The sequence below is a fragment of the Methanosarcina sp. 1.H.A.2.2 genome (assembly GCF_000979975.1).
In the GTDB taxonomy this organism is placed as follows: domain Archaea; phylum Halobacteriota; class Methanosarcinia; order Methanosarcinales; family Methanosarcinaceae; genus Methanosarcina.
In genome coordinates, this window is sequence record NZ_JJQL01000037.1 from 1 (window position 1) to 15,921 (window position 15,921).

Below are 15,921 nucleotides of genomic sequence, written 5' to 3' on the forward strand. Positions count from 1 at the left end.
GAACATGAAAATAAGATCAACTGGAAGTTTACGAGAAAAGTTGCTGATGAGAAAATGTCTAAATATTATGCACCATAATTAAGTTTCTAAGACACTAGTGCTTAGAGCAATAACCCTTGAAGGCGCAATCAATGGAATTGAATGGTACCTGAAGCCGGATTTCAGCAAACTCACAGACATAAATGTCTGGCAGGCAGCCTACGGACAGGCCTTTTACAGCCTGAGTCTTGGAATGGCAATAATGATTACTTATTCAAGTTACCTTCCAAAAAAGAACGATATCGTAAACAACGCTTTCATTGTCAGCCTGGCAGACGGAGCCTTCAGTTTCACCATGGGTTTTGTGGTTTTCGGGACTCTCGGACACATGGCTTATGCAAAAGGGCTCGGAATTGAAGAAGTCGTAGCCCAGAGCATAGGCCTTGCCTTTGTGGTGCTGCCAGAAGCCCTTAATATGCTCCCGGGATTAAAAACTCTTACTGCAGTTGCTTTTTTCCTGTGCATCGTAATTGCTGCCCTTTCCTCCCTCATCTCCCTTGTGGAAGCTTTTGCCTCCTCAATAATGGACAAGTTTGACATGAAAAGGAGCAGGGCAGTTGATATCACTATCGGCTTTGGGCTGCTTTTCAGCCTGATCTATGCGACCAGGGCAGGGATTTACTGGCTTGATATCATAGACCACTTCATCAATACCTACGGGCTGATTATAGTGGGCATCCTCGAAACCGTTGCAATCGGCTGGATCTATGGTGCAGATAAGATAAGAGAATGGGTCAATACTTATTCGGATTTCATGGCCGGAGCCTGGTGGAATGCCTGCATAAAAGTGGTGATTCCGGTTGTCCTGATGTACCTCGTCTACATAGATACCCGGTCAAACCTGGCTGCACCTTATGAAGGTTATGATCCTGCAGCCCTGATGGTCGGAGCCGGAGTAATTGCCCTTGGAATTCTCATCTCTTTCCTTGCGCCTTTTATCAATAAGGAGGTAGAGTAAAATGATGCTCTCGACAGGCAGCATTCTGATGGCCGCTTTCGGGTTCATAATCCTTTACGGAGGGCTGGGGCTCTGCCTGAGCATAGCCCTGAGAAAAAGGAATCCCTGAGAGAAAGGTGAAGAAATAAGGTCATTTGGGCGAATTGTTGACCAAGAAAGAAACAAAAGAAACAGAAAAAAGCAAAAAGAAACAGAAAAAAGCAAAAAGAAACAGAAACAGAAAGTTATCGGTTTCCCCGATTCTTTCTATCTACTTGTTTTTTAGAGGTGTCCTCAGCTGTTTTTACTTTCTGGCTTTTTTCTATTTATTCTTCTTTTTTGTCTGGAAGACCGCTCTCCTGCGTCGAGTGTAACAGGAACCAGAGCTTCTGTAAATCTTTTGACCCAGTATGGCGAATAAGATTGCGCGGAGTCCTTCTTAGAGAAGCTCACTGCTAAAGCCCATAAATAAGTCCTCTTGAGCGAATCTAAAAATAACAGTTACTTGTCCATAAATAAGTCCTCTTGAGCGCAGCGAAAAGGACTGCGTACTGTTGCGATTACATCGCAACTCCCAGGAAATCTCCGATTTCCTGCGATCCCGAATCTCAATTCGGGAGGGACAGAGGGAGATAGTCAAATTCGCTCTCATTAACTTCATAGGGAAGATCACAGATCCCGTCCTCGTCCAGGTCCGTACAGTTCTGGCTGAACCCCGTACCATCGGGTTTTGCCCATAAATTGCCCCCTATGCTGGGTCCACCTGCGATGTTCTTTCCTGAAGTTTTTGTAGTGTTCCAGCTAATATTCTTATTTCCATAGGCGGGTTCCAGGTTCAGGGTGTTGTTGAAAAGGTTGTTATAGAAAGTATTGTTACTGCCCGCAGCCAGGTAAAGCCCGAAATTCCTGTTTGATTCTATCAGATTGTCCCTGAATAGATTATCACTCGAATAAGAGAGGAGAATTCCCATGTCATTGAGATTTATGGTGTTGTTCCTCACTGTATTGTTCTCAGAGAAAGATGTGTAAATCCCATAATCGTTTTCGGAAATAAGGTTATCTCTGATCAGATTTGAATCTGCAAAACCATAGTCTCCGGAATAAATGTAGATTCCCTGATATTCGTTCTGGTATACGGTATTATTTTTAAGGGAATTATTGCCTGAACTATCCAAAACAATACCTTCAATATTGGTTAAAACCGTATTGTTGTTCAGTAAATTAGTTTCCGAATTTTTAAGGTATAATCCCCTCTGGTTGTTTTCGACATTGTTGTTTGTAATGTTGTTCCGGTCGGAAGAAACCAGATACACCCCATAAAGGTATTCGGAGACAATATTGCTCTTAATGGTGTTTTCGGAAGTGTTGTACAGGTAGATCCCGGCTGCTTCTTTCCATATAGAATATGGTCCGGATATGTAAAATCCCGAAATCATAACGCCTTTTGAAGTCACTTTAATCACGGGCTCGGTTGTATTGGAAGCCCTGATAATTGTGCTCCAGGGATCCGCCGATTCCGAAACAAGGCTTATGTTGTCCACATCCAGAAGGACATTTTCTTCATAAGTACCGGGATAGACAAGAACAGTACTTCCCGGAACTGCGGAGTCCACAGCATCCTGAATCGTGAGAAAATCTGCAAAAGGAGAACTGTTCATTATAAGCAATACAGGTCCGGGAGCTCTTGCAAGAGGAAGGGCATCAATTATGCCTGTATTTTCGATATTGTAAGCAGAATCGCTAATTCCATCAATATTGGAATCTTCAGCAGTTTCCGAAAAGCCGCCACCATCAGGTTTTGCCCAGAAATTGCCGCCAAGATATGGACCCCCCATAAAATTCGTTCCCCGGGTCCTTTCCGTGTTCCAGGTATTGTTTCCGCTCTTTTCCAGCTTTACATCTATTGAATTGTTGAAATAATTGTCATACAGCCTGTTGCTATTGGAATCAGAAAGCAGAATTCCGCAGTCCGTATTTTCCCTGAGGCTGTTACGGATGATTGTATTATTCTCCGAAGCCTCCATTAAGATTCCACAGAAACTGGCCAGAATCTCATTATCGCGGAGGATATTTGAGCCCGAATTCGACAGATAAATAGCAGGTCCTGAAGAAGAGTTCGCATTGTATGCAGTATTATTAATCAAAAGGTTGTTATCTGAAAAGTTTAGGTATATTCCGGAATTCCCGTTGATCCCTGCACTGTTTTTGGTGAGGATATTATTGCTTGAAGACTGAAGGACGATACCGAGGGCATTTCCGGTCACACTGTTGTTGCATAACCTGCACCCGTAAACGGAGTCTAAGTAGATTCCCGCTTTCCCTCCGGATTTCATGCCTGTGCCTTTTACCGTAAACCCGCAGATTGTGACATTGTTTGCATTCACATGGAAGATATTGTCATCAGGATCAAGAGCCTGAACTGTAACCTCTTCAGGGTTGATGGACCGGGAGTAGATTTTCAGGCCCTGCACATCCACAGCCACGTTTTCTACATAAGTCCCCGGATAAACGAGAATGGTTGATCCCTGCTCCGCAGCCGAAACAGCCTTCTGGATTGAATCATAATCGGCATCCTGCTCATCATCTCCAACAGTTATGGGCACCGATTCGGGAGGCGTTGAAAGAGGCAGATAATCGATATTTTCAGGGCCTCCTATTTCATAAGTGGTATCGCAAATCCCGTCAAGGTCAAAATCCCTTGAGGTCTGAGAGAAACCCTTACCATTCGGGTTTGCCCAGAAATTTCCTCCAAGATACGGGCCCCCGACAATGTTAGTACCCGGAGTAAGGGAATTGTTCCAGGTATTTCCTTTGCTAATTCCAAGCTTTACGTTTATAGTGTTGTTAAAATAATTATTATAGATCCACTCATCACCTTCCAGATCTGGAATGGAAACCCCGCATTCTGCACTGGAAGTTATTGTATTGTTGAGTATTTCAATACCATAACAGGCATCTCCTTGATTAATTCCGATGCTGCAATTCAAGATCATATTATTATGAATTCTGGTTCCACTCGCCTGAGAAATATCTACCCCGTGAAAACAGTCCGTAATCGTATTATTCCGAATATTTATGCCCCGATCGTATACATCGATCCCATTGGAGCAATTCGAAATCGTGTTTCCGGATACTACATCGCCTCCTCCGCAACAGGCGAAACTTACCCCTCCGCCGTTTGAGATTTCATTTTCGGCTATTAAATTATTCGATGCCCATGGGCCCATTAAAATGTAACCTTTTTCAATGAGGTTCCCTGTCAGATTATTTATCCCGCTTCCTTCGCTCAGAGAGATCCCATCATTAAAAAGCAGGTTTTTCGAGATAGTATTATAACTGGCATTATCAAGGTAAATTCCTCTATAGTTTTCAAAAAGTGCGTTTTCGGTAATGACGCAATTGCTGGCGTTTTCAAGGTAGATTCCGCATAGAGGCCGGTAGTTTCCGTATCCCATGGTCTTAAAAATCTCCTCTGCTGCAGAAGTGCGAGCGTATTCCGGAGAAGATTCCCCGCGTAAATTCACAGGGTCTGCAAAATTTCGGGCAATAATTCCCCAGGGATAGTTGAAAGGCTCTCCAGCTCCTGTTATGTTAAAGCCACTGAGAGTCACATTGTCGGCTTTTATATGAAATACGCTTTCGTTTTCATCCAGAGGTTCCACCAGCACATCAGGATTTCCTGACTCCGACCTGACCTTAAGCCGGGTCACGTTTACAATAATGTTTTCCCTGTAGGTTCCAGATCTAACTATAACCGTATCTCCAGAAGACGAATTGGTTACTGCTTCTTGAATTGATCTGAAATCCGCTCCAGAATCGTCATCTACAGTAATTTCCTTTGCGGACGCGGAGCTGTAAACTTCAATCGTGATAAGCGCAATAGCTACTAAAATAATAATTCTGTTTGCTCTCATTAATTCCCACTCCCATGAACCATTCATGTTTTTGTGAACCTGTTTCAAAGCTCCATTTAGTTCTGTTTTGAGAGCAGCCAGATTTTTACCTGTTTTAAATTGTTTTAATGCTGTTTTATCTACGTAAGATACTGACCGAATTGAATATGGGGAATTTAAACAGGTTCGGTGAACTAATACAAATGGGAACTGTGAAAACCCTTTTCTGAACCGGGTATTTTTATCGGGATGAATGTAATACTTATCTATGTAAATGTAATACTTATCTATGCAAATGTAATACTTATCTATGCAAATGTAATACTTATCTATGCAAATGTAATACTTATCCATGTAAATGTAATACTTTAGACAACGTGATAATAATAAATAGATCCATATTTCAAAATATCAAGAGTTACTATTATCCGTAATCAGGCGCGAGGATTTTTGCAGTACCCTATAAAAGAAGCTAAGCATACGGGCAGATATAATTATCTAATGGCAACTGGAAAACTACGAGAGATAGGAAGTTAGAGAAGCACGTTTTTTAAAGATAGGCGGCAGAGAATCATAGTTTAGAGAGTTTAAAAGAAGGCAAGAGTTTAAAGCACGACATCAACAGCTATCAGTATTATTTGTAATTTCTCCTGTAGAATTAAACCATAAAAAGAGAGGTAAAGAAGGAGGTTCTGCAAGCGGGATATAGTCAAAGTCGATTCCGTTGACGTTGTAAGGCAGGTCGCAGATCCCGTCAGAATTCGAATCTTCAGCGGTCTGAGAAAAACCGGTACCGTTCAGGTCAGCCCAGAAATTGCCGCCCAGGTATGGCCCCTTCACGATATTTGTTCCAGATGTTTTTGTAGTGTTCCAGCTGTTTCCTTCACTGTTTTCAGCCTTTACATTTATAGAGTTGTTAAAGTAATTATTATAGATGCGGTTGTCAGTACTGTAGTCCAGCAAATAGATTCCGGATTCATTACTGGAAGTTATCGTGTTGTTGAACAGTTCATTATTCTGGCTGTTTTCTCTCAAAAAAATGCCTCTGCTGCTGTTCGAAATTGTGTTGTTATATACCGTGGAACCATAGACTAAAATCAGGTAAATCCCATAATCGCAGTCCGTAATCAGGTTGTCACGAAGAACAGTCCGTGCCTGAGTGTCATATAAATCAATCCCTGTACTGCAATTAAAGATCTCATTGTTCGAAACGAGGTTTCCTCCCCCGCAGCACGCAACCCCTATCCCTCCTCCGTTCGAAAGCCGGTTCCGGGATATTGTGTTATCCCAGCAGTGTGCGCCAAGAATAACATTTCCCTCTTCAATGGAATTGTTTATTGCCATATTCTTGCTGCACCCTTCATCAATCCAGATGCCGTTTCGGAAATAAGTATTGTTCGAGAGGGTATTGTTCATTGCCCCCTGAAGGTAAACTCCATACTGATTTTCAAAAATATAGTTCCTTTCGATTGTGCAGTTCTCAACCTGATCAAGGCAGATTCCTGCCTGAGGACATTCAAACCCATTCGATCTCGAGACAAAGATCTCTCCTGAACCGGGCCTGTAAGCCTTTCCCACTTCCGGCACATCACTCATATCCGAGTTGCCTGAACTTCCGGAGATAAAAGAATTTCTGAAGCTGACAGCCTCAAAAACACTGAAAACCTCTCCTGAACCGGTTATGTTGAAGCCACTGATAGTTACATTATCAGCTTTAACCTGAAATACGCTGGAGTTCTCGTCCCTCGCTCTGATAAAAACGCCACCAGGGTTCTCAGGTTCCGAAGTGACTGTTACCCCCGAAACATTGACAACGATATTTTCCTCATAGTCCCCGGCTTTCACAATCACAAAATCCCCGGTTGTAGAGTTATTTACCGCAGCCTGAATTGAAGCTCCGGGCTCAACATAAATAATCTCTGCACCCGCAACGCCTGCAGAAACCAGGATCAAAGAGATAACAAGCATTGCACTCATTAGCCTGGTAAAACAATCTCCGATAAGTATGATTTTCAGAACTAACCCCCTCCCAGATACTTTACACAGCCCTGCCGGTTCAGGATAAGATAAATTTTGAACCGACACTTTCCGTGCATAATGACTATTATTTCTTATGATATTATCAAGTTCATTACTATATATATCAACTGTTACTTTGTTTTTACACAAAAAAATGGCTACCAATCATGAAATATTCCGACAGAGATGGAAACAAATTGCTCAGATATCCGGTTGGACTTAAGTACAATTTCCAGTATCAATAAATTTTAGTAACTAATTACTTCATTTTACTAAGAAGCTGTCTTAAAATTCAAACCATTTCTGTATTTGGATAGTGGGCATTGTTGATATAAAGTTCAAAACCGTAAATTTATTACATAGGACTTATTCACTCGAGGTATAAATTCAGATACATTAGACATCATGGTTAAAATATACACTTTAGAGATATAACAGTTTAATACTACCGGTTTTCAGTTCAAATGTGTAAGTCCTATCCCAATTGTATTATCAAATTTAATTTTAAAACACGCCCTAAGGCTATCAATCTTTCATTGAGTTCTTTAATTTGAGATTAAAAATTCACAATGTAAGCAATAATTTCATGGTTTGAAGCACACTAAGCAAGAATATCTTCACGTTTCACAATCGAAAAAAGAAATCATTTTATACCCAATTTTTCCTCGGAAAGAAGAAAAATTGGTAGCCTTCACAAGGCTACCTGAATAGTTACATTATTTTTAATGAAAGTCTGAATGGATTGTTTTACATTACGAGTTTGTGAGATTTCAACATCGTAAATTGCTTAGTAACTTTCAGACTTTTTCAATATTCTGGTTTACTTCATTAGTTTCTTCACTTGCTTCTTCACTTGCTTCTTCACTTACTTCTTCAGCGTCTTCACTTACTTCTTCAGCGTCTTCACTTACTTCTTCAGCGTCTTCACTTACTTCTTCAGCTTCTTCACTTACTTGTTTAGTGTCTTCACTTGCTTCTTTAGCTTCTTCACTTACTTGTTTAGTGTCTTCACTTGCTTCTTCAGCTTCTTCACTTACTTGTTTAGTGCCTTCACTTACTTCTTCAGCGTCTTCACTTACTTGTTTAGTGCCTTCACTTACTTCTTCAGCGTCTTCACTTACTTCTTCAGCGTCTTCACTTACTTCTTCAGCTTCTTCACTTACTTGTTTAGTGCCTTCACTTACTTCTTCAGCTTCTTCACTTACTTCTTCAGCTTCTTCACTTACTTGTTTAGTGCCTCCACTTACTTCTTCAGCTTCTTCACTTACTTTTTCAGCTTCTTTATTCATTTCTTTAGTTTCCTTGCAAGTTGGTTTAGTTTCTTTACATACTAATTTAACTTCTTTGCAGACTGGATTAGTTTCCTTACATGTTGGCTTGGTTTCCTTGCAAGTTGGTTTACTTTCCTTACAGATTGGCTTGATTTCCTTACAGATTGGCTTGATTTCCTTACAGATTGGCTTGATTTCCTTACAGATTGGCTTGGTTTCCTTACAGATTGGCTTACGTTCCTTACAGGCTGGCTTAGTTTCCTTACAGGTTGGTTTGGTTTCTTCACAGACCAGTTCACAAACGGGGTCGTTTTCTTCGCAGACTGATTTACAAACTTTGTTAGTTTTATCACAGATTTTCTTACCTTCTGTTTCTAAAACATTTATTGTGGCTAACTTTGAATCTATACCGTTTTCATTACTTACGGTCAGTTTAACTGTATAGACTCCTGCTGTCGAGTAAGTATGAATCGGGTTCTTCTCTGTTGAAGATGTTCCGTCTCCAAAACTCCAGTTAAGAGAAAATGCATTTTCAGACCTGTCATTAAACTGAACTGAAAGAGGAGTATGACCTCCACTAACGTTGGTATTGAAGTTTGCTACAGGAAATTCGATACCAAGCACGAACTCCTTCTTTGTTATCACAGTCTCATTAGCCCATATCTGACTTATATTTCCGTTAATATCCACAGTGCGCATGCCGATGGTGTAACTTGTTTCGGGTTCGAGGCCGGTAGAGTTGAAGTATTCTGCGGAGGTGTTGGTCTGGAAGACGCCGTCAAGGTAGATTTCATAGTAGAAGAAGTCAGGGTCTGTTGGGTTGGTCCAGGTCCAGTTGATCCAGGTAGTACCTTTAGTGGATTGGAGGTTTATTGAGGAAGGAGGTAAATTACCGGGTTTCAGAGCAGTATATGAAATAGAATTATCCCATGCAATGTTGCCTGCTTCGTCCACAGCAGATACATTCACTGAATGAGTGCCTTCAAGTGCTGTAATGTCACCAGTCCAGAGATTTCCACCCTGATTAAGGAGTGAAATATCATTTGCTTTTACACTGTTAACTCCAACATCGTCTGTGGCATTGACTGTAACAGCGATCACAGAGCCGGGGGTGGGGTTTGCTGGATACAAATCAACTGAATTGATCACAGGAGCTACGACATTATCTGTTACAACACCTTTTGTTACATGTAGATTCACAGTGCAAGAATCACCCCCTCCAACACCAGTTGCAACGATTTTGCCAGTGTAATTTCCAGAAACTGCACTTTCAGGTACATCTATTGTAATTAGAATGTTTTCAGGCACCCCTGCCGAAACATTGACTGTTGTTGGATCTACTTTGATATTACTTGTATCAATAACATCACCATTCTCTGATTGGAGTAAAGTCGGTGTTATTGTAACCAATGTTGAGGTTTGAGATGTACTGACAGTAACGTTCTCGGTAATCAGTCCCCCAGCCTTTCCATCTAGGGGCAGGTGTTCTGGTGAAAGCGAGATCGAACTTGTTCCCGAGATTATTTCAAAGGAAGTATCATTAATTCTGGTGAACTGAGATCCATCAGGTAAACTTCCTGTAGATGTAGCATCAACTTTATAATCTCCCATTAAAGAAGTATCCACGAAATAATTTGCATATACTCCATCCTTTGCTTCACCATCTCCGTTGCCACCATTATCATACAGTGTAATCTGTTTAATACTCGAATCTGGGAGAGTAATATTGACATTGACATCAGCTCCTGTGATTTGAGTTCCTGCATCAGAAAGACTAGTAATGATTTTTACAATTTCACCCTGGTTGTACTGGTCTTTATCAGTAGACAGCAACATGGATAGCGTTGATTCAGCGCGGACCGTAACATAAACATCCTCTCCACCTGCTGGCATGTCGGTCGCATTCAATTCCATATTCCACATTCCAGGTTCTGGATCTGTGACTTTGTAAATCTTATAAGTGGGACCAGACAAATATTCAATAGTAGGATCTGAATCTGCAATAGAGGGATCTACTAACGACCCATCAGGTTTGTACAATACGAGGTCTACATTACTGCCTGGCCAACTAACGCCGAAGGATGCTTTCTCTATTGAAGAGTCTATTTTAACAGGTATTGACAGGACGTCATTGGTAACCATATTAACAGTGAGTTTGTTAGCAGTATCCAAATCGAGAATTTTTGCACCAATGTCATTATATATTTGATTTAGATAACCTTCCTCGCGAGAAGAATAGTACTTGCCTCCTGTCATTTCAGCAATTTTTTCCAGCAAGTCTACATCAACATAATTACCAAGACCAATGGTGTAAACCTTTATGTCTTTGTTTTGGGTCTTTTGGAAAGAGGAGATCACGTCGTATGGATGTTTTCCACTATTTTGATATCCATCAGAAAGTAAAACAATTGCCTTATGACTATTTTTGTCACCATTATCCTGTAATTCATATAAAGCAAGTTCCAAGCCTTTTCCAATCGCCGTAGTATCCCAAGTAGAAATTAAGCCTATTTCATTTTTAATGAGTTTCCTTTCATTATCAGTAAGAGTGGTGAGGGGATAATTCTTACTTGCATATGAGCAGAACGATACGACCCCTGCTTTATCCTCAGATCCCATTTGGTCTATGAATTGTTTCGCTGAGTTTTTAGCATTTGAAATTGGCGTACCAGACATGCTACCCGAACGGTCGATGACGAGCATCACATTAGCGTTACCCTTTGCCTCATCCATTTCGGTTTGGGGACGGTGTGAGTTAATGAAATCAGAAGGGTCGTGATAGTTTTCAAGTACTTTTGTCTTGCTTGAAACATCCCATGCACCAGGTTTTAGAAGTTTTTTACGTATCTCAAAATGCAGATGTGCAACGCCGTCATCCTTTCCAATTGTCCCAATTTTTTGACCTCTTTGGACAACATCACCACTACTGACTAACATATCTTTAAGGTGGGCGTACTGTGACCAAACAGTAGTGCCATCCTGCAGTCTATGTTCTATTAAAATAATATTTCCCCATGCGTTACTATCAAGTGATGCATAAATAACTCGTCCGTTAGAAATTGCATAAACGAGATCGCCAAAATCAGCATTGCCCACGGGATTTCCAGAATCATCTATCCCGTTCCAATCTTCTCCTGGATGAAATATTTTTTTGTTTTTGTTATATTCTAAGAAGTCCCAGCCGTTCTTATCGTTTACTGTTCCATGTTTGTAACCTTTTCCATCTGGCGCTCCAACTGGAAAATCAAATCCATCAGAGAGGATTTCTACTGGATCTTCAGGAGAGTCATTTTGAGTTTTAGTGAGTATGATATCTTCACCGTAGAAGTATTTTAAAACGCGAATCCAATCATACCCTTTACTAGCTAGTTCATTTGCCTGAACTTGCCCCATACAACCCCGATTATAAGGGTTACTAGAAGGAGGTTTAGTTATCCAACCCAGAGAAGTTTGATAAATACTATCTCCACTCTTACCCTCATTGTAAGTAACATACGGTGCCGTATCACCAGTTCCTTTTACGTAAAAACTGCAAATTATATCTCTATCATATCTTAAAGTGACACCATTTGTTTCAGAAACTGCTTTTTTGTGATTCTTATTGAGGACTTTATTAGGATTATAGACTTGGTCCCTCTCATCATCATATAAATCAAAGTTTGATCCACGTGGGTTTTTTATCTTATAGTAAGCAAATGTTCTTGAAGCCACGGCCTGTGCCTTCATGGATTCAAACGGAGCTCCACCATTTTCTGCAGCTACAACATATGGCAAATACTCAGTTTCTATATCTAATACATCAATTTGACCCGTAGCAGTTCTATACACTCTTATGGTATCTCTGGTTGGAGTAACTGGTTTGACTATAAAGTCGGGTTTATCTTCGGAGTTACCTCCTGCACTGAGCCAGGATCCTGTGACACCTGCGGAATTCTTTGCTCTTGCTTGCCAGTGATATTGTCCGTTAGATAAACCTGTACAGGTTACAGAAGCTGTGCTGCCAGAGGCTACTAATGACGAGGTTTTTGTGGGAGTGCCAGTAAAAGCCGTTCCAAGAGGTTTAACTTCCACTTCTAATTGTACTTTATCTCCATTAGGGTCCAAAACAACACCTTTCATAATGACGGAATTTTCAGTCGTAGTGCCACCAAGAGGTATCTCAGTTAATTCATCAGAATTGTATTGAGAAAGGGAAGCTGGAAGATTTGGAGACGGCTGTTCTTGTGGAGCATCTCCGTAATATAATTGAATACCGTGCAGTATTGCAGTAGCTGCCTTCTTTTGACCGTCTTGACTGACTAATTTTTGACGATCATCTGAATTACTAATGAATCCGAGTTCTACATTAACTGCAGGTATTTGTTTTGCACTATATCGACTTGCATCTAATACAACAATAGATCTTGTCCCAATAGCATCTTGAATTGGAACAGCCCGATCACCTTTGGTTTTGAGATCTGATGTCACTTTTCCATATATCTCATTAGCGAGGGTCTTAGCAAGAGCCCCGGCATCTGTATTTTCTGGTGGATAATAATATACTTGAGTGCCACTAGGCTTAGTCTTGTCATTTGAATCACAGTGAATTGCTATAAATATCTCACAATTATTATTTTGTGATGTTTGCCAGCGATTTTTATGAGATGGATTAATATTTGTATCTCTAGTCAATACAGGTACAGCACCTTCTGAAATTAAGAGTTCTTTTAAGTCAAGTGCAACTTCCAGATTTATATAATCTTCTCGGAACTTAACCTCTCCCGACTCATCCTTCCATACGGCACCTGTATTAGCACCGTGCCCAGGATCTATACATATCTTCTTTCCAGCAATACCGTCTGCTGAAACCACTCCTGTTGTCACAAGTAGTACAGTTGCGGTTAGAATTACCAACATAATATATCGTTTCAAACTGTAAGTCATATATATACCTCAATCTGCTCACTCGCAAAAAGCACTCTTTTAGTTATCCTACATATCATCAAATTCGACGTAATCTAGCCAATTCGTCACTAAACATCGAATAATGAATCATGCTTTTGTAGAGTTCTAGTACATCGACTTTTTTTGAAGTGGCCAATACTTTCAATCATTTGCTTCTCCAATTTCGCTCTAACAGTTTTTTCTTCATTTTACCGCCAACTATTTTCTTCATTTTACCACCAACTATTTACAAGCGTATCCAAGCAACTCAATATTGCTGAATTCTAATTTCGGGATACCGACACGTGCAGTTATGGACTGAGTCCATCAGAAATAGAAATTGCAGCATTAGCGGTTCCTGGTATCAAAATTAAAAAAATAACAAAATAACGATTCTTGTACATGCTTTCAAAGTCATTCAACCACCATTCTTGTTTATAAAAAAGCGTTCCACCTCAAAATTAAAATGTACAATCAGGAATATGCAGAGGTCATGCTGTGATGAATTCTCATCTAAACTTTATAACATCAGAACATTAAAAATTTTAATAATTATTACTAATCCAGCGACCGTATATGCTAATTGTGTTTTGGTTTTTATCATAAATATATTAACAACGAAATTTTTCGGTCAAATGATCTCTCAACTTAGATCCAAAGCTCTGGATGAGGACACAAAAAGCACTTACAATAAGGAATAAAACTTACCTCGAAGCTGTCAGAGGTAAAAACTTGCTCAGAAAAAAGACTCTTTTTTAAAGATTACAGCCACTTCACATTTTAAAATGGGTTTTCAGTACTGTATAATAGAAATTAAAAAATATAAAATGTTATGATGGTTTTAGTTATGCAGCACAGTGAACCTAATAAATATAGGATAAACAACTCAGAAATTCATATCACAAATAAGAATTTCCGTATATAACGAAAGAAAAAAGAGCCAAAAAAGAAAAGAAAATAAAGCCGCCATAAAAGCAGCTTTACTTAATGATGTGCGTGTTCCTGCTCGATCTGCTCTTTTTTATGCCTGAGATAAGACTCATCGGCTGCTTTCAGGCACCTGTAGCAGAGATCCACATCTTTTTTTACGACTCCCTTTGAGAAGTCAGGGACCTGCAGTTCTACGGAGAAAACTCCGGTTTTATCTCCGCAGAGGGCGCATTTACCTTTTCTGCATGAAGTCTGATTTTTGTTTACAGTTAAGTAAGTTTTCTGGGCGGAATCGAGGCAGGTCTCACAGAGGCCTTTCCAGACACCGTTGGGGTAGGCGAATTTGAGGAGGGGGCGGATAGCCCGGACCGGGATAACGGTCGGGATTGCACGCCCGCAAAGATCACAATCTGTCATTTCTCATACCTCCTTAGAATGGTAATAGTACCATTGCTGCTTCCATTGCCCACTTAATGAAGGGTTCGGGCCAGAGACCCATTGCCAGTACACCGGCCACTGCAACAAGAAGAGAGGCTGCGTATGGGAAAGGAATGCTGACTTTTTTACCTTCGGGGGGAAGGAAGTACATGTATTTCACAAGCCGTGCATAGTAGAACAGTGAAAGGGCACTGTTCAGGATTGCAATCACTGCAAGCCAGGTCATGCCTGCCTCAATGGTTGAGGAGAAGAGCACGAACTTGGCCATGAAGCCGGCAGTTGGGGGGATACCTGCAAGGGCAAAGACGAAGATCGTCATGGAAAGGGCTGCCAGAGGCATTCTCTTCCCAAGGCCCCTGAAGCTGTCAAGATGATCGGGGATATCGAGGTTTCCTCTCTTTTCCGAGGTTACCATCCAGACAACTACTCCGGCTGCGATAAAAGCTCCTGCTTTCATAAAAGCATGGGCAAGGGCGTACATGATGCCGCCTGTAAGAGCCACCGGGGTCATTACCGCAAAAGCCATTGCAATGTATCCTGCCTGTGCCAGGGAGGAGTAGGCGAGCATGCGTTTTACGCTGGTCTGAGCAACTGCGACCACGTTTCCGAAGGTCATTGTTACCACTGCCAGGATTGTGAAAGCAAGCTGCCAGTCAGGCTGGAGGGCTGCAAGAGCCACAATGAAAATCCTGAAGGCTGCCACAAATCCCATCTTTTTGGACCCGGCTGCAAGCAGAGCGGAAACAACTGAAGGGGACCCCTGGTAGGTATCCGGAGCCCACATATGGAAGGGCACCAGAGCCATCTTGAAGCCGAAACCTGCAATCAGCAGCACGACTGCGACAAGCCCTATAGGGTTTTGTGTCAGGAGGCCGGAGTTTGCAGCAATTATTGGGATGCTGGTAGTGCCGGTTGCCCCGTAGACAAAGGAAATCCCGAAGAGCATGAGCGCTGCAGAAACCGAGCCGATCACGAAGTACTTCATGGCTCCTTCGAGGGACCTTGCGTTCTGCTTTTCAAAGCCTGCAAGAGCGTAGGTTGCAAGACTTGCCAGTTCAAAGGCACAGAAGAGCACTATCAGGTCGTTTGCCGATGCTACAAACATCATTCCGACGGTTGCAAAGAGCATCAGGGTGTAGAACTCTTCTGTGTGCTCGCTGTTTTCAGTGTACTTGATTGAGGCAAGCGAAACAATCAGAGCAACTGCCAGGAAGACCAGTTTGAAAAACTGGGAGAGGGCATCGATACTCAGAGTTTCTGAGAAAATCGAATATCCAACCTGGAAGTCTTCCATCCTCAGAAGCCCGAAGCTTTTAACCGTCAGGACAAGGGCTGCAAGGATTCCCAGGGTTGCCAGGTAACCCAGTACATTCTTAGACTTGGGGGACAGGAAGACTCCGGCCATAAGTACGGCCAGGCCGGTTGCAACTAATACAATTTCAGGTGCAAGATACATTAATTCTTCCATTTC

At 41.4% G+C, this 15,921-nt stretch carries 7 protein-coding genes; 2 read left to right on the top strand and 5 right to left on the bottom strand.

Features of this window, described 5'->3' with window-relative positions; translation table 11 throughout:
* Positions 1 to 97: 97 nt before the first annotated feature.
* Together EO93_RS05520 and EO93_RS17285 are read left to right on the top strand one after the other, a co-directional pair.
* Positions 98 to 997: a sodium-dependent transporter gene (locus tag EO93_RS05520; protein WP_235284125.1), complete on the top strand. Its 900-nt coding sequence runs from the start codon at positions 98 to 100 to the stop codon at positions 995 to 997.
* Between the two features lies 1 nt (position 998).
* Positions 999 to 1,106: a MetS family NSS transporter small subunit gene (locus EO93_RS17285; RefSeq protein WP_200895028.1), complete on the top strand. Its 108-nt coding sequence runs from the start codon at positions 999 to 1,001 to the stop codon at positions 1,104 to 1,106.
* A gap of 478 nt (positions 1,107 to 1,584) precedes the next feature.
* Here the strand turns inward: EO93_RS17285 and EO93_RS16465 are convergent, their stop codons facing one another.
* From EO93_RS16465 to fpoN, 5 genes are all read right to left on the bottom strand, one after another.
* On the bottom strand, positions 1,585 to 4,890 hold the full coding sequence (locus tag EO93_RS16465; RefSeq protein ID WP_052735390.1) for a nitrous oxide reductase family maturation protein NosD: 3,306 nt from the start codon (positions 4,888 to 4,890) through the stop codon (positions 1,585 to 1,587).
* A 597-nt stretch (positions 4,891 to 5,487) separates the two neighbouring features.
* Positions 5,488 to 6,846: a nitrous oxide reductase family maturation protein NosD gene (locus tag EO93_RS05535; protein WP_235284126.1), complete on the bottom strand. Its 1,359-nt coding sequence runs from the start codon at positions 6,844 to 6,846 to the stop codon at positions 5,488 to 5,490.
* Positions 6,847 to 7,685: 839 nt separating this feature from the next.
* A complete protein-coding gene (locus EO93_RS16470) occupies positions 7,686 to 13,082 on the bottom strand; it encodes an N-acetylmuramoyl-L-alanine amidase (RefSeq protein WP_052735391.1) in 5,397 nt (1,798 codons plus the stop codon).
* Between the two features lie 984 nt (positions 13,083 to 14,066).
* On the bottom strand, positions 14,067 to 14,429 hold the full coding sequence (locus EO93_RS05545; RefSeq protein ID WP_048161364.1) for a F420H2 dehydrogenase subunit FpoO: 363 nt from the start codon (positions 14,427 to 14,429) through the stop codon (positions 14,067 to 14,069).
* Between the two features lie 13 nt (positions 14,430 to 14,442).
* On the bottom strand, positions 14,443 to 15,918 hold the full coding sequence (gene fpoN / locus EO93_RS05550; protein ID WP_048161365.1) for a F(420)H(2) dehydrogenase subunit N: 1,476 nt from the start codon (positions 15,916 to 15,918) through the stop codon (positions 14,443 to 14,445).
* Positions 15,919 to 15,921: the final 3 nt, after the last annotated feature.